This window comes from Solwaraspora sp. WMMD791 (genome assembly GCF_029581195.1).
GTDB lineage: Bacteria > Actinomycetota > Actinomycetes > Mycobacteriales > Micromonosporaceae > Micromonospora_E.
In genome coordinates this window covers 6216396-6235882 of record NZ_CP120737.1, presented here as the reverse complement: position 1 = coordinate 6235882, position 19487 = coordinate 6216396, and the positions used below count along the sequence as shown (strand labels likewise).

Here is a 19487-nt window from a genome sequence, read left to right as displayed (position 1 = left end):
CCCGTCGTGTCGACATCGGATCAACAGGACGTAGACACGCCGTTAACCGACCAGGGCACTGGGGAGTACCCCAGCTACCCTGCACCCACACACTTCTAGCTTTCCGTAACATTGTCGACACCGAGGGTATTTGTCGCTTCGATCGAGGGAGCGCCTTGACGTCACCGACCACGACGCCCGAGCCGACCGGGGCGGGCCAGCCGGCGAACCCGTCCGCAGCGAACCCGTCCGCAGCGAACCCGTCCGCGACGAGCCGGTCCGGCCCACCGCGGGCAGAGTCGGTGCTGCCGGAGCTGCGGGCGATGTGGTGGGAGACCGGCGTCCGGGCCCGGGCCGAGGCGGGCCTGATGGTGGTCTTCGCCGAACTGCCCCGGCTGGTCGCCGAGGCCGTGCGGATCAGTTGGCGGGCCGACCGCCTGCGGACCTCCGTGGTGGCGGTCGCCACGATCGGTGCCGGCACGATGGCCTCGTTCGGGCTGCTCGCCACGCAGCGGGTGCTCGTCGAACTGTTCGCCGGCGGCCCGACCGCCGACAAGGTGGTCGCCGCTCTGCCGGCGTTGACGGCGCTGGCCGCGGTCACCGCGATCCGGGCCGGGCTGGGCATCGCGACCGGGTACGCCCAGAACGGCCTCACCCCCCGGGTGGACCGCGAGGTCGAGCGCGGCCTGTTCGAGGTCACCACGGCGGTACGGCTCGACGCGTTCGACGCCGACGCGTTCGCCGACGACATGGAACGCGCCACCCGGGGCACCGACGCGACGACCTCACTGGTGCAGTCGTCGATGAACCTCTTCGCCGGGCTGGTCAGCCTGCTCGCGGTGGCGGTCGCCGTCATCGTGATCCACCCGCTGCTGCTGGTCGCCCTGCTCGTCGCGACGGTGCCCAACGCCTGGGCCTCGCTGCGGGCCGGACACCTGCGCTACCGCACCTTCACCGCCGGCTCGGTACGTCGACGCCGGCTGTGGATCCTGCACCGGCTGATGGCCGAGCGCGTCTCCGCCCCGGAGCTGCGCTCGTACGGCCTGCGCCGGTTCCTGCTGGACCAGTACGACCGGGTGATGGGCGTGGAGACCGACATCCAGCTCGCCCTGGCCCGGCGGGTCACCACCACGACCAGTGTGGGGTCGCTGGCCAGCGGGTTGGCCACCGGCGTGGTGTACGTGCTGCTCGGGCTGCTGCTCGTCGGCGGGCAGATCCCGTTGGCGGCAGCGGCCACCTGCGTGATCGCCGTACAGGCCGCCCAGCGGGCGCTGACCACGGTCACCCTGCACGTCGACCGGGTCTACACCGACGGCCAGCACTTCAACGACTACACCGGATTCATGGCCCGCGCCGCCGCGTACCTGCCTGACGGAGCCGACGGGGCCGGCGGACCTGACGGGGCCGGCGGGGCCGGTGCCCGGCCGCCCGGCGCCACCCCCGAGCCGCTACGGGACCTGACCGTACGCGGCGTCAGCCTGCGCTACCCGGACCGGGACGCCCCCGCCGTCGACGATGTCTCGCTGACCATCCGGGCGGGACAGACCGTGGCCTTCGTCGGCGAGAACGGATCCGGCAAGTCGACCCTGGCCGCGATGATCGCGACGATGCGGACACCCGGCGGCGGCACCATCGAATGGAACGGCCGACCACTGCAGCACTGGGACCTCGACCAGCTGCGCCGCCGGATCGCCGTGGTCACCCAGGAGTACCACAAGTGGCCGTTCACCGCGGCGACCAACATCGCCCTCGGCGACGCCGACGCCGAGCCCGACCAGCGTCGGATCGAGGCCGCGGCAGCCCGCGCGGTCGCCCACGACATGATCCGCGACCTGCCGTACGGGTACGAGACGCTGCTCGACCGGACCTTCGCCAAGGGCCAGGATCTCTCCGGCGGGCAGTGGCAACGCATCACGGCCGCCCGTGGCTTCCTGCGCGACGCCGAACTGCTGATCATGGACGAGCCCTCCTCGGCCCTGGATCCCCGCGCCGAGGACGCGCTGTTCCAGGCGATCCGGGACCGGCAGGGCACTGCCACGACGATCCTGATCACCCACCGGCTCGCCAACGTCCGGCACGCCGACCGGATCTTCGTCCTGCACGCCGGAGCCCTGGTGGAGTCCGGCAGCCACGACGAACTACTCGCCGCCGGTGGCCGGTACGCCGAACTGTTCACCCTGCAGGCCGCCGGCTACCAGGGCGGTCCCGCCACCGGGGCGGCGATCCCCCATCAACCCAGGTCCGCGACGACCTGACCACGGTGTCCCCGCAGGCGGTCGTCGTCAGCGGGCACCGCCATCCGGCGTCGGCCGATCTGGCACGGACCGAAGGGCTTCCCGCAGGTACGCCAGGCCGTCGCAGGCGAGCCGGTCGGGTGACGGGGCGAGGGGGCGCCAGATCGAGGCGGCGGTCGCGATCGTGGCGTTCTCCGGGGTGAACGACTCGATGCAGATCGCGCCCCGGTACCCGGTCGCGGTCAGGGCGGCGAGGAAGCGGGGCCAGTCCAGGTGGTCCGCGCCGGGTGCGCCCCGGTCGGTGCCGCTGACCTGGACGTGTTTGATGTACGGGCCGGCGACGGCGACGGCGGCGTACGGGTTGGCCTCCTCGATGTTCATGTGGTAGGTGTCGATCATGAGCCCGACGTTGGCTGGCAGACCGTCGATCAGCTCCACCGCCTGACCGATCGTGTTGACCACACTCGTCTCGTACCGGTTGAGCGCCTCGACGCCGATCGACACGCCGTGGGCGCCGGCGTGGTCCGCGACCGGCGCCAGCGCCCGACGGAATCCCGCGTAGCAGGCGGCGCGGGCGGCCGAGTTCATCCGCCAGGTCCGACCTACCGAGGCGTAGACCGGCCCGCCGACGCTCGGCGCGCCGACGGCCACCGCGCTGTCGACGCAGCCCTTCAGGTAGGCCACTGTCGCCTCGACCACCGCCGGCGGGGCGTCGACCAGTTCCCTGCCGGGTGGGGTGACCGCGCAGACGCCCGCCGCGGTCAGCCCGAGCTCCGCGAGCAGGTCCCGGGTACGGTGCGGGTCCCAGTCGCCGGGTTGCTCGATCGGCAGCTCGACGGCGTCGAAGCCGAACCCGGCGATCCGGGGCAGCAGCTCGGCCAGGGCCGCGTCGTCCACCGGCGAGGCCCACACCCAGGGGTTCACCCCGATCTGGTACACCGGACCTACTTCCACCGCTGCGGGTATCCCGGCAGCCCGGTGCAGCCGCACATCGCGTAGTGCAGCGGCGGCATGTCCGGGTCGAGGTAGCTGTCCAGGTTCTCCTGGGTGATCGTCGGTTGCGGCAGCTTCCACGGGTCGGACACCTGCTGGCCGGCGAGGACCCGCAGGGCGGCGATGACCGGGGTACGCCACTGGTAGGTCGGATAGGTCGGCGCGATCGCGGTGAGTCCGTCGTCCTTCCAGATCCTCAGGAAGTCGAGCTGGTCCTCACCGTTGATGGGTGGCACCGGCTTGCCGGCGTCCTGGAACGCTTCGACCGCGGCGACCGCGACCGCGCCGGCGTCCATCCACACACCGTCGATCGTGCCGTACCGCTGGATGTAGTCGTCGACGATCTTCTTGGTCTTTGCCGGGTCGCCGTCGGTGAACTCGACCCCTACGACGTCGATCTGTGCCCGGTCGAAGACGACCTTCGCGGCGGACCAGCGGGTCTCCAGCACGTCGACGCCGGGCAGGATCCGCAGCGCGAGCAGCTTGCCGCCAGGCGCCATCCGCTGGCTGACGAACTCGGCACCGACGTGGCCGAACCCGTACCCGCCGATGGGATTGATGAAGGTGACCGGGCAGTCGGTGTCCACGCCCCGGTCGAAGACGATGACCGGCAGACCGGTACGGCAGGCCGCCTCGACCGCCGGGGTGAGGGTGGCGGTGGTGTTCGGCGAGACGATGAGCGCGTCACAGTCCTTGCCGAGCAGATCGTTGATGTCGGCGATCTGCTTCTGGTCCTTGCCTTCCGCATCGATGTGGACGAACTCCTCGATCAGGTCCGCCTGTGCCTCCACCTCGGCCTGCATGGTCTTGAACCCGACCTGACGCCACGGGTTGTTCAGCGCGGCGTTGGAGAAGCAGATTCGGTACGGGCCGGGCTTCGCGAACGTCGCCGTGTCCACCATCGTCGGGTTGAGCACCTGCTCCCATGGCTTGTCCGCCGGTCCGGTCGGGGTGGCGTCGAGCAGCGCGAGTTCGTTGTCGTAGTCGGCCTGCACGAAGAACTTCGACTGGTCGCCGGTGCCCGTTCCCGCCGGTGCCGACGACGCGCCCGAGCTGGCTGCGGGCGGTTGGTCCGTGGCGCAGCCGGCGACGGCGAGCAGCGTCACCGTGGCCAGCACGGTCATGCGATGTTTCACCAGAATCCCCTTATCTTGATGAGGAACGCCGGGTGGCGACCGCCACGGCGAACAGGATGATGGCGCCCTGGACGGTCGGTCGCAGTGCGCCGGAGACGCCGTAGAAGTTCATGAGGGCGAAGAGCAGTTCGAGGGTCACCGCGCCGAGCATCGCGCCGACGACCGACCCGCGGCCGCCGCCCAGGGCGACCCCGCCGAGGACGACCGCGGTGATGGCACCGAACTCCAGGCCGGCCCCGGCCTGGAAGGAGACGCCGCTGTACCCGCCGATCAGAATGGCGGCGACAGCGGCGGCGAGGCCGCTGAGGACGAAGGCGATGGTGCGCACCCGCGGGACCCGCACGCCGCTGAGGTGCGCGGTGCGCGGGTTGTCCCCGACGGCGATCAGGATCCGGCCGAAGTCGGACCGCGTCAGCAGCACGGCCGTCGCCGCGAGGACCAACAGGATCAGCAACGCGTACGGGACCCTGCCCAGTACCGGTACGTCCTCGACCGCACGTCGGCCGAACTGCCGGAACTCCTCGGAGAACCCGCCCTTGGGGGCACCGTTGGACCACAGGTAGACCGCACCCACCAGGATCAGGAACATGCCGAGCGTGGTGATGAACGAGGGCACCCGCAGGCGCGTCACGATCAGACCGTTGACCAACCCGACGAGCGCGCCGCCGCCGAGCAGCACCAGCACCGCCGGCCAGGTCCGTGCCGGGTCGCTGTCGATGATCCGGGCGGCGACCACGACCTGCGCGGTGACCAGGGCACCGACGGACAGGTCGAACTCGCCGGAGACGATCACGAAGTACTGTCCGGCGGCGAGCAGGATGATCGGCGCCGAGCGGCCGAGGAACGACATCAGCGACGCCGGGGCCAGAAAGCCCGGCTGGCGGATGGCGACGAGGACCAGGAGTACCGCGAGAATCGCGAGGATCGGCAGGACGCCACCGGTAGGCATCCATCGCGGCGGCGCCAGGCGGCGCGGGACGGTCTGCATGGTCAGCGGGCCGCCTTTCGCATCGCCCGGTGGGCGTAGATGGCGACGGCGGCGATGATGACGGCACCCCGGATCACCTGCTTGAAGAAGGCGTCGACCTCGAGCTGGTTGAAGATGGCGTCGATGCTGGCGAGCAGCAGTACGCCACCGACGGTGCCGACGACACCACCGCGTCCGCCGGCGAGGGCGGTGCCGCCGATGACCACCGCCGCGATCGACTCCAGGTCGTAGAGGCCTTCGGTGCCTACCCGGGGCGCGCCCGAGCCCAGCCGGCTGGCCAGGTAGATCCCGGCGAGCCCGGCGCACAGTGAACAGAGCACATGGGCGGTGACCAGGACCCGGTCGGTGCGCACGCCGGAGAGTCTGGCGACCTGGGGGTCGCCGCCGACCGCGATCAGGTGGTGACCGAACCGGGTCCGGGAAAGGACGAACCAGCACGCCCCGGTGACGGCGATCAGCAGCAGGAAGGACAGCGGTACGGGACCGACGCGCTGGTAGCCGAGGGTCTGCACGAGCGTCGGTGCGGTGCTGCCGGCCGGGCCGTCGTAGCCGTTGTCGAGGTAGCCCTTGAGTAGCAGCCCGACGCCCAGGGTCGCGATGAACGAGTTGATCCGCAGCCGGGTGACGAGCAGTCCGTTGGCCAGTCCGACGGCGGCGCTGACGGTGAGCGCCAGGCCGACGCCGGGCAGCAGCCCGCTGTCGCGACCGTTCATCGTCTCCGCGGCGACCAGGGTGGTCAGGCTCACCACGTACGCCACGGACAGGTCGAGCGAGCCGCCGAGGACGACCAGGGTCTGGCCGACCGCGACCAGCCCCAGCCCGGCGGCGACGTGCAGCAGGCTCACCGTCGTCGACTGGTTGAACAGCTGACCACCGTCGATCGTGACGATCAGCGAGCCGGTGATCAGGGTGAGGGCCAGCGCCACGTACACGCCGGGGACGGACCGCCGCGCGGACCGCAACGACAGGGCGGTCACGCCGCCGTCTCCCGTCCGGTCCCGACCGCGAGGGACGCGACGTCGGGCTCGGTCGCGCCGGCGGGCAGCTCACCGGCGACCCGCCCGTCGCGCATGACGAGGATCCGGTCGCTCATGCCGATCAGCTCGGGCAGATCGGAGGAGATCATCAGCACTGCGGCCCCGTCACGGGCGAGTCCGCGGACGAGATGGTGGATCGCCGATCTGGCGCCGACGTCGATGCCACGGGTCGGTTCGTCGAAGAGCAGGACCAGCGGGTCCGTAGCGAGCCATCGCGCCAACACGACCTTCTGCTGGTTGCCGCCGGACAGGAAGCGGATCTCCTGATCCTCGGCGGCGGCCCGCAGGTCGACGGCGGCGAGCAGCTGCCGGATCCGGCCGACCCGATGAGTACGCGCGGCGCCGGTGGCGCGGCGCGACCGGCCGGCAGCGCGGTGCGACCGGCTGGTGACGACCGCCCGCACCGCGAGCAATGCGTTGTCGAGCACCGACTGTCGGGCGACGATGCCCTCGCCCTTGCGGTCCTCGGTGACGTAGGCGATTCCGGCCCGCATCGCCGCCCGTGGGGAGCGGATCCGCACCGGTACGCCGTCGAGCGTGACCTCTCCGGTGGTGAACGGAACCGCCCCGAACAGCGCCCGGGCCAGTGCCGATCGTCCCGAGCCCTGCAGACCCCCGACGCCGAGCACCTCCCCGGCGCGCAGGTCCAGGTCGACGTCGCGCAACGTCCGGTTTCCCCCTCCCCGGACAGCGAGTCGTACGGGACCGCCGACGGTGCCGGCCCGGTCGGGGTAGAGACTGGACATCTCCCGACCGACCATGAGCCGCACCAGCTCCTCGGCCGTGGTCTCGGCGGTGCGCAGCGTCTCCACCCGGCGGCCGTCCTTGAGGACGGTGATCCGGCTGGACAGGTCGAAGACCTCGGTGAGCCGGTGCGAGACGTAGAGCAGACCGATGCCCTGGTCCTGCAGCCGGCGCACCAGTCGGTAGAGCAGCTCCACCTCGTGGTCGGCCAGGGCTGCGGTGGGCTCGTCCATGATGAGCAGCCGGGCGTCGAGGGCCAGCGCCTTGACGATCTCGACGACCTGCTGCTGCGCCACGCCGAGGTGCCCCACCGGGGTGTCGACCGGCAGTGTTCCCTCGCCGACGGCGTCCAGCAGTTGCCTGGTGCGGTCGCGGGTCTGTCGACGGTCGACCAGGCCGCGCCGCAGCGGCTCGTGGCCCAGGAACACGTTCTCGGCGACGGTGCGCTCCGGCAGCAGGTTGAACTCCTGGTGGATGATGCCGATCCCGGCCTGCTGGGCGTGCCGTGGGCCGGCGAACACGCGTCGTCGGCCGGCGAATTCGATGGTGCCCTCGTCGGGGGCGTACCCACCGGAGACGATCTTCATGAGGGTGGACTTTCCGGCACCGTTCTCGCCGACGACAGCGTGGACCTCGCCCGGCGCGACGTCGAGGTCGACACCGTCGAGGACCCGCGTGCCGAGGAAGGACTTGCCGATGCCCCGCAGGGCCAACAACGAGGCCGGACGTCGATCCATCATCGCCAGCGATCCTCACTCAAAGTAGCGCCTCCCCCTCCCGGCCCATCGACTACCGATCGCCAGCAGTCGATAGCCTGCACTTCATGTGTCATGCGACATGGCGGCAAATGTTGTCGTGCGCAACTTTTCCTTGACACAGCCGAAACATCACACGTATGAAGATAGGTGCTTGGGTATGAGTTAGCAATCCCCGGACTCGCAGCTACTTTCGACCGACCGCCGGCCGTAGCGACGCTGCCTCAAGCTGGCTGCCGGGCCGCCAGGGCGCTGAAGGGCATCAGCGCGTGTTGTCGCTAACATCGACGATCGACCATCTAACTGGGCCAGCCAATCGCTGGCGGACCATCAGGCCAACTCAGCCCATCGTCACTTTCCGTAGCTACGGATAGATGGTGAGAGGGTGGCCGGCCGTGGTCGCACCCCTGTTGCCCCGCCCCCAACGAGGAGACGGCATGCGTCGCAGCACCACCATCATCGGCGTGATCGCGGGCCTGGTCATGGCGCTCGCGCTGGTCAATCCGGCGGCGGCGGCCGCCCCGGCCTTCCGCGCCCTGCTGTTCACCAAGACCGTCGGATACCGACACGACTCGATCCCCGCCGGCATCGCCATGTTCCAGCAGCAGGCGGCAGCCAACAACTTCGAACTGGTGCACAGCGAGGACTCGAACGTCTTCACCGCGGCCAACCTGGCCACCTTCGACGTCCTCATCATGTTCCAGACCTCCGGCATGATCTGGACCTCGCCGGCGCAGCGCCAGGCGGTGGAGGGGTACCTCGCCAGCGGAAAGGGCATCGCCGCTGTCCACAACGCCACCGACATGAACATCGAGGGCGAGTACCCGTGGTGGGACCAGACCATCAACGGTGGCGTGCACATGACCGAGCACTCCCCCGGGGTCCTGCCGGGCACCGCCATCGTCGCCGACAAGAAGCACCCGTCGACGGCCAGCCTGCCGGACCGCTGGAACCGCAGCGAGGAGTGGTACAACTTCAACGCCAACCCACGCGGCGCGGTGCACGTGCTGGTGACCGCCGACGAGCGGACCTACAACCCCGGTTCCCAGGCGATGGGCCCGGACCACCCGATCTCCTGGTGCCGCAACGCCGGAGGCGGCCGGGTCTGGGCCACCGCCATGGGACACGCCATCGAGTCGTACAGCGAGCCCCTCTTCCGCGACCACGTGCTCGGTGGCGTCAAGTGGGCCGCCGGCAACGAACCCGGCGACTGCGGCGGCACCGTGTGGAACAACTTCGACAAGCGCACCCTGGACAGCAACACCGTCGACCCGATGGCGCTGGCGGTGGCACCGGACGGCCGGGTGCTCTACGTCCAACGCGGCGGCCAGGTGAAGATCTTCAAGCCGAGCACGAACAGCACGGTCACCGCCGGCACCCTGAGTGTCTACACCGGCGGCGAGGACGGCCTGACGGGGCTCGCGCTGGACCCGGACTTCGCCAGCAACGGGTACGTCTACCTGTACCACTCGCCGGCGAACAGCTCCACGGACATCAACCGGGTCTCCCGGTTCACCCTGACCGGTGACACGTTGAACATGGCCAGCCAGGTCACCATCATCGACATCCCGGCGTACCGCGACCGGACCTTCCCCGAACCCGGCCACACCGGCGGCTACCTGCGGTTCGGCCCGGACGGCAACCTGTACATCGGCACCGGCGACGACGTCGCGCCGAACCTCGATCCGGCCTGGCAGGGCTACGCCCCGCTGGACTGGCGGCCGGGCAAGCACATGCTCGACGCGGCCCGGACCGCCGGCAACACCAACGACCTGCGCGGGAAGCTGCTGCGGATCCGGCCGTCGGCGGGCGGCGGCTACACCGTTCCGGCCGGGAACCTCTACCCCCAGGGAACGGCATCCACCCGACCGGAAATCTACGCGATGGGCTTCCGCAACCCGTTCCGCTTCTCTATCGACCCGGCCACCGGCTGGGTGTACCTGGCCGACTACGGACCCGACCGCAACCCACCCACCACCAACCGTGGTCCCGAGGGCCTGGTCGAACTCAATGTGATCAAGTCGCCCGGCAACTACGGCTGGCCGTTCTGCCACGGCGACAACCAGCCCTACGCGCCGTACAACCCGGACACCGGTGCCGTCGGCGCGAAGTTCAACTGCACCGCCCCGGTCAACAACTCGCCCAACAACACCGGCCTGACCAACCTCCGTCCGGTCGTCGCGCCCAACATGTGGTACGGCAACGGCACCTCGCCGACCTTCCCGGAGCTCGGCGCCGGCGGCTCCGGGCCGATGGGCGGGCCGGTCTACCGGTACGACCCGACGAACCCGTCCGACACGAAGTTCCCGCCCTACTACGACGGGGTGCACTTCTTCTACGAGTGGTCACGCAGCTACGTCAAGGAGGTGCACTTCGACTCCGCGACCGCGGTGACCCGCACCAACCCGTTCCTGCCCGGCGCGGAGTTCAAAAAGCCGATGGACATGCAGTTCGGTCCAGACGGCTCGCTGTACCTGCTGGAGTGGGGCACCAACTTCGGCGGCGGCAACAACGACTCCGGTCTCTACCGGATCGACTACGTCCAGGGCGGGCGGTCACCGATCGCCAAGGCGACCGGTACGCCGACCAACGGGTACGCGCCACTGACGGTCCAGTTCAGTAGCGCCGGATCGGCCGACCCCGACCCCGGCGACACACTCAGCTACCAGTGGACCTTCGGCGACGGCGGCACCTCGACCGCGGCCAACCCGTCACACGTCTACACCACCAACGGCAACTACACCGCGCAGCTGACGGTCACGGACAACACCGGCCGGACGGCCTTCGCCAACGTCAACATCACCGTCGGCAACACCGCGCCGGTGGTCACCATCACCGCACCGGCCAATGGCGGCATGCTCACCTTCGGCGACCAGGTGTCGTACACGGTCACCGTCTCCGACCCGGGCGGTGCCCCGGTCGACTGCGCCAAGGTGTTCGTCAACCCGGCACTCGGTCACGACGACCACGAGCACGAGACCACCGACTACCCGGGCTGCTCGGGAACGATCCGTACCGAACTGCTCGGCGGGCACCCGGACGGGGCCAATCTGTTCTACGCGCTCAACGCCCGCTACACCGACGACGGCGGCAACGGTGGTGCCGCACCCCTGACCGGTTACGCGAAGGTGATCCTCCAGCCGAAACACAAGCAGGCCGAGTACCACAGCAGCCAGTCCGGCACCCGGATCATCGACCAGGCCGGCGCGGAGAGCGGCAAACGCATCGGGGACATCTCCAACAACGACTGGGTGGCGTTCACCCCGATGAGCCTGTCCGGCATCACCACTGTCAGCTACCGGCTGTCGTCGCCGTCCGGCGGCGGCACGATCGAACTACGCGCCGGCTCACCGACCGGTACACTGCTGGCCACCACACCGGTGCCGAGCACCGGCGGCTGGGACAACTACCAGTCCACGTCCCCAGTGAACGTCACCGCCCTGGCGGGCAGCCACACCCTGTACATGGTGTTCAAGGGCAGCGCGAACAACTGGTTCGACCTGGACTCGTTCACCTTCGGCGGTGCCGGAGTGGGCCAGCCGGTCGACCCCGGCGATCCTCCGGGCGACGGGGTGGCCGGCAGGACGTGGACGCTGGCCGCGCAGCACAGCGGCAAGCTGATGGACGTCAACGGTGTCTCCACCGCCGATGGGGCCCAGATCCACCAATGGGCGGCGACCGGCGGAAACAACCAGAAGTGGGCAGCCGTGGACGCCGGTGGCGGCGCGGTCTACCTCCGCGCTGTCCACAGTGGCAAGTGTGCGGAGGTCATCGGCGGCTCCACCAGCGCCGGCGCCTTCCTTCAGCAGGCCACCTGCAACAACAGCAACCAGCAGCGGTTCACCGTCACCCCGACCGGCACCAGTGGGGTCTACACGGTACGCAGCGTACCGAGCGGGTTGTGCCTGGACGTCAACGGCGCCGCCACCAGCGACGGCGCTCGCCTCATCCAATGGAACTGCCACGCCGGCCTCAACCAGCAGTGGCGGTTCAGCCAGGCCTGACGCACCGCGACCGCCGAGGCAACCAACGATTGGAGCAGACCATGAAGCTCAGCAGCGCGGCGCGACCCGTCGCGCCACCCGGACTCCGCTGGCGGTCAGTGCTGGCTGCGGCGACCGCCACCGTCCTGGCCGCCGGCGCGCTGATCGCCGGACACGCGACGCCGGCAGCCGCGGCGACCGTGGACACCAGCGCCTGGTACGTCCTGGTCAACCGGAACAGCGGCAAGGCGCTCGACCTCTACGGGTTGGCCACCAACGACGGCGCGCGGATCAGCCAGTGGACCCGCAACGACGGCGCCAACCAGCAGTGGCAGTTCGTGGATTCCGGCGGCGGCTACTACCGGCTGAAGTCCCGGCACTCGGGCAAGGTGCTCGACGTGTACAACTGGTCGACCGCCGACGGCGGCGCGATCGTGCAGTGGGCCGACACCAACGGCACCAACCAGCAGTTCCGGCTGGCCGACTCCGACGGCGGTCACGTCCGGTTGATCAGCCGGCACAGCGGCAAGGCCGTCGAGGTGCAGGGTGCCGCCACCACCGACGGCGCCAACATCGTGCAGTACGCCGACTGGAACGGCACCAACCAGCAGTGGCAACTCGTCCGCGTCGACGGTGGCGGCAACCCGCCACCACCGGGCGACAGCGGGTGCGGACGGGCCCCGACGCTGTCCAGCGGCACCCACACGATCCAGAGCAACGGCCAGAACCGGCAGTTCATCCTGCGGGTACCGGCCAACTACAACAGCAACAACCCGTACCGCCTGATCTTTGCCTTCCACTGGCGCGGCGGCACCATGCAGGAGATCTCCTCCGGCGGCACCAGCGGGGCCGCCTGGTCCTACTACGGCCAGCAGGAACAGTCGAACAACAGCGCGATCCTGGTCGCCCCGCAGGGGTTCGGCAACGGCTGGGCGAACAACGGAGGTGAGGACGTCACGTTCGTCGACGACATGATCAGGCGCATCGAAAGCGGGCTCTGCGTCAACCCGCGGCAACGTTTCGCCCTCGGTTTCAGCTGGGGTGGAGGAATGAGTTACGCCCTGGCGTGCGCACGGGCCGATGTCTTCCGGGCCGTCGCGGTGATCTCCGGTGCGCAGATCAGCGGGTGCAGCGGCGGTAGCCAGCCCATCGCGTACTTCGGGCTGCACGGCATCTCCGACAACGTCCTCAGCATCGGCCAGGGACGTTCACTGCGGGACACCTTCGTCCGCAACAACGGGTGCACCTTCCAGAACCCGCCCGAGCCGGGAGCAGGCAGCCGCACGCACATCACCACCGCCTACTCCGGATGCCGGGCCGGCTATCCAGTGCAGTGGGCAGCGTTCGACAACGGGCACATGCCGGGCCCGGTGGACGGAACGTACGGCGAGAGCGGCGTGACGACCTGGACCAAGGGCGAGATCTGGCGCTTCTTCGCACAGTTCTCCTGAGCTCGCCCGCGATCTCCTGAGCTCGCCCGCGGTCTCCTGAGCTCGCCCCGGCGCGGGCACCCGCCGGCGGCGGGTGGCAGCCGCCACTTCCGCACCTGGAAGTGGCGGCTGTCGCCGCGCGGTCCGCTGGACGCTCCCGGACCCGGCAGGCGCACTGAAATTCTTTGTCGGGCGTCCGGCGGCCACCCGTAGCATGAGCAGCTATGACTGACACCTCTGCGGGCTTCGCCGTGCCGTCGGCACCGTCGTTGAACGGGCTGGAAGACAAGTGGGCGCGTCGCTGGGAGGAGCAGGGCGTATACCGGTTCGACCGGTCCGCCGACCGGGCCGGGGTGTACGCCATCGACACGCCGCCGCCCACGGTGAGCGGGTCGCTGCACGTCGGTCACGTGTTCTCGTACACCCACACCGACGTCATCGCCCGCTATCAGCGGATGCGGGGCAAGGCGGTGTTCTATCCGATGGGCTGGGACGACAACGGCCTACCCACCGAGCGTCGGGTGCAGAACTTCTTCGGGGTGCGCTGCGACCCGTCCCTGCCGTACGACCCGGACTTCACTCCACCGGAGCGGCCCGGCACGTCGGAGCTCGGCGTGTCCCGGCGCAACTTCATCGAGTTGTGCGAGCGGCTGACGGTCGCCGACGAGCAGGTGTTCGAGCAGCTGTGGCGGCGGCTGGGGCTGTCGGTCGACTGGCAGCTGACCTATCAGACCATCGACGCCGACTCACGGCGGGTGTCGCAGCGGGCGTTTCTGCGCAACGTCACGCGCGGTGAGGCGTACCTGTCGGAGGCGCCGACGCTCTGGGACGTCACCTACCGGACCGCCGTCGCCCAGGCGGAGCTGGAGGACCGGGAGCGGCCCGGGGCGCACCATCGGGTGGCGTTCCACCGGCCGGACGGCACCCCGGTGCACATCATGACGACCCGACCGGAGCTGCTGCCGGCGTGCGTGGCGCTGGTGGCGCACCCGGACGACGAGCGGTACCGCGACCTGGTCGGCACCACCGTCCGTTCCCCGCTGTTCGGGGTCGAGGTCCCGGTCACCGCGCACCGGCTCGCGGCCCCCGACAAGGGCACCGGCATCGCCATGATCTGCACCTTCGGCGACCTGACCGACGTGCTGTGGTGGCGCGAGCTGCGGCTGGCCACCCGGCCGATCGTCGGCCGGGACGGCCGCGTGCTGGCCGACCCGCCGCCCGGCCTGGACGACCCGCAGGGACGCACGGTCTACGCCCAGCTGGTCGGGGCCACCATGCACACCGCCCGGGAACGGGTGGTGGAGCTGTTGCGCGCCTGCGGCGACCTGGTCGGCGAGCCGGAGAAGATCACGCATCCGGTGAAGTTCTACGAGCGCGGCGACAAGCCGCTGGAGATCGTCACGACCCGGCAGTGGTACCTGCGCAACGGGGGTCGGGAACCCGAGCTGCGGGAGGTTCTGTTGAGCCGGGGCCGGGAGCTGGCCTGGCAGCCGGAGTACATGCGGGCCCGCTACGAAAGCTGGGTCGGCGGCCTGACCGGGGACTGGTTGGTCAGCCGGCAGCGGTTCTTCGGCGTGCCGATCCCGGTCTGGTATCCCCTCGACGAGCACGGCGAGCCGGTCCTCGACCAGCCGATCCTGCCTGACGAGGCGATGCTGCCGGTGGACCCCAGCGTGGACACCCCGCCGGGCTACCAGGCCGGGCAGCGGGGAACCCCCGGTGGCTTCGTCGGCGACCCGGACGTCATGGACACCTGGGCGACGTCCTCGCTGACCCCACAGATCGCCGGCAAGTGGGGCACCGACGACGACCTGTTCCAGCGGGTGTTCCCGATGGACCTGCGCCCCCAGGCGCACGAGATCATCCGGACCTGGCTGTTCTCCAGCGTCGTACGGTCGCATCTGGAGCATGACAGCCTGCCCTGGTCGCACGCCGCGATCTCCGGCTGGGTCCTGGATCCGGACCGCAAGAAGATGTCGAAATCCAAGGGCAACGTCGTCACTCCGCTGGCGCTGCTGGAGGAGTACGGATCCGACGCGGCCCGCTACTGGGCGGTCAACGGCCGGCCCGGCACCGACACCGCGTTCGACACCGGGCAGATGAAGGTCGGTCGCCGGCTCGCGATGAAGATCCTCAACGCCAGCCGGTTCGTGCTCGGCCTGGGTGCTCCCGCCGAATCGGCCACCGTGACCGAAGCGCTGGACCGGGCGATGCTGGCGGAGCTGGCCAGCGTGGTCGACGACGCCACGACCGCGCTGGACGGCTACGACTACGCCCGCGCCCTGGAGCGCATCGAGCAGTTCTTCTGGCGGTTCTGCGACGACTACCTGGAGCTGGCCAAGAGCCGGGGGTACGGCGAACGCGGCTCCGCCCCGGCCGAGTCCGCCCGCGCGGCGCTGACCACCGCCCTGGCCACGCTGCTGCGGCTGTTCGCGCCGTTCCTGCCCTTCGTCGCCGAGGAAGTGTGGTCCTGGTGGCGCACCGGCACGGTGCACCGGGCCGCCTGGCCGACGGGTGACGAGCTGCGTACGGCGGTCGATGGCGCCGACGCCACCGCGTTGACCGTCGCCAGCCAGGTGATCGCCGCGATCCGCAAAGCCAAGTCGGAAGCGAAGCTGTCCATGCGGGCGGACGTCTCGAAGGTCCTGGTCCGCGCCGAGCCGGCGATGCTGGTCGCACTCGGCGGCGTCGCCGACGATCTGCGGGCCGCCGGTCGGGTCGACCAGCTCGGCACCGAGGAAGCCGACGAGCCGGGCCTGAGCACCCTGGTGACGGTGTAGCAGCGAACAGTCGAGCACGCCGGTAGTACGGCGACGACTCATGCCCCGGCCGGGCCGAAGAGCCTGGTCGGGGCCTTGTCGTCTGGTACTCCCGCGAAGGACGTGAACCTATGCCCTGCGGATTGAGGTCTTGGCCTGTGGCTACCCGTGAAGGGCGCATACCGGTAGCGCATCCTAGTCATAACCAGGAGCCTTGCAAACCTGCCCTTTCCGACGCGCAGAACTGACGGAAAGTGGGATCGCTCGGTCTCTTTTCGGGGCATCACACCCCGCAACCGGCCAGTAAAATCCGGTCGACGCCGGGGATGCCCAGTTCCAATCATAGAACTACCGGAAATTCATGGCGCCCCTTCCACCCGCCCGACGACAAGGAGTCTGCTCCATGGAATTCGATGAACGGGTCGCCGCCCTCGCCACAAAGGTCAAAAATCAGCGGGACGCGATTCAGACGGAAGAAGCCGCCAAGAACGCTTTCGTCATGCCGTTCATCTCGATGATTCTCGGCTACGACGTATTCGACCCACTGGAGGTCATACCGGAGTTCACCGCTGACGTCGGGACCAAAAAAGGCGAGAAGGTCGACTACGCGATCATGCACGCCGGTGAGGTGCAAATTCTCATCGAATGCAAGCAGCCACGCGACCCACTGAGGATCGAACACGCGTCTCAACTCTATCGGTACTTCTCAGTTACGAATGCCCGCATCGCCATCCTCACCAACGGTCAGGTCTACCACTTCTACACCGACCTCGACGCACCTAACAAGATGGACACCAAGCCCTTCCTCATACTCGACCTGGATGATATCGACGACACCCTCCTGCCGGAGTTGCGAAAGCTCACAAAGGAAGTTTTCGATCTCGATTCCATCATCAGCGCTGCCGAAGAACTGAAGTACCTCGGACAGATCAAGCGTTCGATGGCGAAGCAGTTCGAGGATCCCGAGGACGAATGGATCCGATTCTTCGCCAGCAAAGTGTATGATGGCTCACTGACCCAGAAGAGGCGGGAGCAGTTCCGGCCGATTGTCGCCAAGGCCGCCTCCCAGTTCATCAGGGACAAGGTGAACGAACGACTGAAGGGCGCACTCCACGCGAACCTTCCCGGGCAGACCGTTGAAGCGAATCCCGAGGCGATTGAAAGCGAGGTGGTTGCACTCGGCGACGTCGCACGCGACACAGAGGTCGACACCACACTCGAGGAATTGACCGGGTATCAGATCGTCAAGGCGATCGCGTGTAGCGACGTGAAGCCCCAACGCGTCGTGGGCCGCGATGCGAAGTCATACTTCGCGATCATTCTCGACGACAACAACCGCAAGCCCATAGCGCGGCTGCACTTCAATGGAAAATCCCGAAAATACATCGGGACCTTCGATGCCGACAAGACCGAGACTCGCCATCTGATCAGCTCGCTTGACGACATTTATCTGCATGCGGAAGCGATACGGATTGCAGTTAGAGCATTCATGGGCGACGGCGGCGACAAGAACCGCTGAGACTCGACGCGAACCCGACAGCCTGGTTCGAGGCAGGATCAGACGCGAGGCACCCGCGCCCTTCTCACGGCATCTGCCGGGCGAGAGCGACACCTGCGCTCTCCCCGGCAGGTGCCGGTAACACTCCGACTCCGGTCTCGTGTAGACGTCTTATAGCAGGTGATGCCTACGGGCGTAGGCCGAGAAGTCTGCACCCGAGCAGGGTAGACGAGCACTCGTCGCTCTCAATGCGTCGATGAGGTTGCCCGCACCCACCTCAGTCTGTTTGCCGGTCCGACAAGCTGCAGCGAGAAGCCAGATCGTGCCATGCACTTCCGCCCGGTAGGCACGGGCGACCTTGGTGGCCTGCCGATCATCCGTGATTGCGATACCTCTCCGCAGCTCAGCAGCAGCGAGGACGGATGCCTCACCGAGATGGCGCTCCTCAGCACCAAGTCTTCTGACCCACACGGTGAAGCATCGAATCTCATCAAGAGTGTCCAGCTGAGCTCGCTTCAGCCAGTCCACCTCACAGGCAGCCATCAGCTCTGGTCGGTTCACAGCTCCCGACCGCAACTCCTCCATGACCACCCGCGTTGTCCAGCAGTCAGCATCCATAAGCAGATCGCGCAGGACGTCCAGCCGGTCAGCAAGGGCAAAGTGATACAAGAGCATCGTATCGAGCACAAGGACCGAACCCGGCGGCATCGGCAGACTCACGGAGCGGTCTCCAGGTCATCCTCATCAGGCAGGTCCGCATCGGCGATCTGGCCGTACATCAACTCGACCGCCCTAGATCGAGTGATTCGACTGGCCCGCCACGCCTCGATCACCGCATGCGCATAGCCCGGTGGCACACGCACCGAGGCAAGATCGGGCTGAGGCACCCAGCCTAGAGCCTCCATGAACTCTGCCCGAGTGGGCCGCGGAAAGCTCCAGGCCCGACGTGTCGCAGCATCAATTACCCCGGCCTGCTCAGCCTGACGTAATGCCAACAACCAGGAGGTACGGTATCGAGCGGCGTAGGCAATCAGCAGATCCCGGCTCACGCGCCCATCATTCGGGGAGCCGGTCATGGCGTTGAGCGGTAACAGCAACTCAGCAGCGAATGCGTCGATCACCCCTTCGCGCTCCGCGCGAGACGTGCTGACTCCCAGGTCACTGGAGTATTCGTCTCCAATAACCAAATGTCCAAGCTCATGTGCGGCGGTAGCTCGTCGACGGCCAGGATCGCCTTGTGCGCTCACCACCGCAACAGCCACCTCCCCCTGGATAAGGGACGCACCATCGCCTGGCAGATCAGCTACAAGGACCCACTGCCCTGCACGCTCACAAATCTCCGTGATGCTACCAATCGGTTCATCGCCAAGATGAAGTTGCTGCCGCAACCAGTGCGCCGCTTGCCTCGCATCAGTCTCAGATGTCACCGTACCCGGGTAACGAAGTAGCGGAACCGTCTGCAGAGAGCCGATGTCTACCAGTTGCTGCACATCACGCAGCCAGCCGACCAAAGCGATCTCCAAGCGCTCAGAAGACCGCGCCGCCTCGGTGTCTGTCTCTTCCGTCAGTACCGCAGACCGCCGGGACAGCACCGCTGGCCGCGGCTCGATCAGATACTCCATCGATACCTCGAGCGCACGGGACAGTCGCGACAGCTCGACCGCGTCGAGGCGCCTGCTACCAGCCTCAACCTTCGCCAGCATGGTTCGATCCAGCCCCACGCGATCGGCAAGGTCCTGCTGCGACATGCCTACTGACAGACGCGCCTGCCGCACCTGCTCCCCGATGCGGTGCCAGTCCTGCTGTTCCCCAGCCATGGTGCGATAATCGCACATCTCGGGTCTCAGTGGGTCGACACAGGGTTCCGAACGCCGACCATGGCCCTAGGTCCTCCCGGCGTCGTCCGCGCGGCACCGGGCCCGTACCGCCAGGCCTGCGTGTCAGGCACGCC

Annotated in this window: 12 protein-coding genes; 5 read left to right on the top strand and 7 right to left on the bottom strand. The window is 68.5% G+C overall.

Going from position 1 to position 19487, the window contains the following annotated elements; genetic code table 11:
* Positions 1–281: 281 nt before the first annotated feature.
* Positions 282–2234 carry an ATP-binding cassette domain-containing protein gene (locus O7623_RS28170; RefSeq protein WP_282229621.1) on the top strand — a complete coding sequence of 651 codons (1953 nt, stop codon included), beginning with the start codon at positions 282–284 and terminating at the stop codon, positions 2232–2234.
* A gap of 27 nt (positions 2235–2261) precedes the next feature.
* Here O7623_RS28170 and O7623_RS28165 read toward each other — a convergent pair whose 3' ends face one another.
* The 5 genes from O7623_RS28165 to O7623_RS28145 are packed head-to-tail and all read right to left on the bottom strand — an operon-like array spanning position 2262 to position 7851.
* Positions 2262–3152 carry a sugar phosphate isomerase/epimerase family protein gene (locus O7623_RS28165; RefSeq protein WP_282225957.1) on the bottom strand — a complete coding sequence of 297 codons (891 nt, stop codon included), beginning with the start codon at positions 3150–3152 and terminating at the stop codon, positions 2262–2264.
* A 5-nt stretch (positions 3153–3157) separates the two neighbouring features.
* On the bottom strand, positions 3158–4342 hold the full coding sequence (locus O7623_RS28160; RefSeq protein WP_282225956.1) for a substrate-binding domain-containing protein: 1185 nt from the start codon (positions 4340–4342) through the stop codon (positions 3158–3160).
* A 10-nt stretch (positions 4343–4352) separates the two neighbouring features.
* On the bottom strand, positions 4353–5330 hold the full coding sequence (locus O7623_RS28155; protein WP_282225955.1) for an ABC transporter permease: 978 nt from the start codon (positions 5328–5330) through the stop codon (positions 4353–4355).
* 2 nt (positions 5331–5332) lie between these two features.
* On the bottom strand, positions 5333–6307 hold the full coding sequence (locus O7623_RS28150) for an ABC transporter permease (RefSeq protein ID WP_282225954.1): 975 nt from the start codon (positions 6305–6307) through the stop codon (positions 5333–5335).
* Positions 6304–7851 (bottom strand): sugar ABC transporter ATP-binding protein, encoded by a 1548-nt coding sequence (locus O7623_RS28145; protein WP_282225953.1) that lies wholly within the window; start codon positions 7849–7851, stop codon positions 6304–6306. Before O7623_RS28145 ends, O7623_RS28150 begins: the two co-directional genes overlap by 4 nt.
* A gap of 452 nt (positions 7852–8303) precedes the next feature.
* Here O7623_RS28145 and O7623_RS28140 point away from each other — a divergent pair, with 452 nt between their 5' ends.
* The 4 genes from O7623_RS28140 to O7623_RS28125 all read left to right on the top strand — a co-directional run bounded on the left by O7623_RS28140 (position 8304) and on the right by O7623_RS28125 (position 17557).
* Complete coding sequence (locus O7623_RS28140) at positions 8304–11870, top strand: ThuA domain-containing protein (protein WP_282225952.1); 3567 nt, start codon at positions 8304–8306, stop codon at positions 11868–11870.
* Positions 11871–11911: 41 nt separating this feature from the next.
* Entirely contained in the window at positions 11912–13300 is a 1389-nt protein-coding gene (locus tag O7623_RS28135) for an RICIN domain-containing protein (protein WP_282225951.1), read from the top strand.
* A gap of 203 nt (positions 13301–13503) precedes the next feature.
* Complete coding sequence (gene valS / locus O7623_RS28130; protein WP_282225950.1) at positions 13504–16059, top strand: valine--tRNA ligase; 2556 nt, start codon at positions 13504–13506, stop codon at positions 16057–16059.
* A 382-nt stretch (positions 16060–16441) separates the two neighbouring features.
* A complete protein-coding gene (locus O7623_RS28125) occupies positions 16442–17557 on the top strand; it encodes a type I restriction endonuclease (RefSeq protein WP_282225949.1) in 1116 nt (371 codons plus the stop codon).
* 150 nt (positions 17558–17707) lie between these two features.
* Here the strand turns inward: O7623_RS28125 and O7623_RS28120 are convergent, their stop codons facing one another.
* A complete protein-coding gene (locus O7623_RS28120) occupies positions 17708–18256 on the bottom strand; it encodes a hypothetical protein (RefSeq protein ID WP_282225948.1) in 549 nt (182 codons plus the stop codon).
* Positions 18253–19353 (bottom strand): XRE family transcriptional regulator, encoded by a 1101-nt coding sequence (locus O7623_RS28115; protein ID WP_282225947.1) that lies wholly within the window; start codon positions 19351–19353, stop codon positions 18253–18255. Before O7623_RS28115 ends, O7623_RS28120 begins: the two co-directional genes overlap by 4 nt.
* Positions 19354–19487 lie beyond the last annotated feature (134 nt).

Excerpts from the sequence above, each read along its gene's own strand:
- O7623_RS28115 (WP_282225947.1), bottom strand. The coding sequence starts at position 19,353 with ATGGCTGGGGAACAGCAGGACTGGCACCGCATCGGGGAGCAGGTGCGG.
- O7623_RS28135 (WP_282225951.1), top strand. The coding sequence starts at position 11,912 with ATGAAGCTCAGCAGCGCGGCGCGACCCGTCGCGCCACCCGGACTCCGC.
- O7623_RS28140 (WP_282225952.1), top strand. The coding sequence starts at position 8,304 with ATGCGTCGCAGCACCACCATCATCGGCGTGATCGCGGGCCTGGTCATG.
- O7623_RS28145 (WP_282225953.1), bottom strand. The coding sequence starts at position 7,851 with ATGATGGATCGACGTCCGGCCTCGTTGTTGGCCCTGCGGGGCATCGGC.
- O7623_RS28155 (WP_282225955.1), bottom strand. The coding sequence starts at position 5,330 with ATGCAGACCGTCCCGCGCCGCCTGGCGCCGCCGCGATGGATGCCTACC.
- O7623_RS28125 (WP_282225949.1), top strand. The coding sequence starts at position 16,442 with ATGGAATTCGATGAACGGGTCGCCGCCCTCGCCACAAAGGTCAAAAAT.
- valS (WP_282225950.1), top strand. The coding sequence starts at position 13,504 with ATGACTGACACCTCTGCGGGCTTCGCCGTGCCGTCGGCACCGTCGTTG.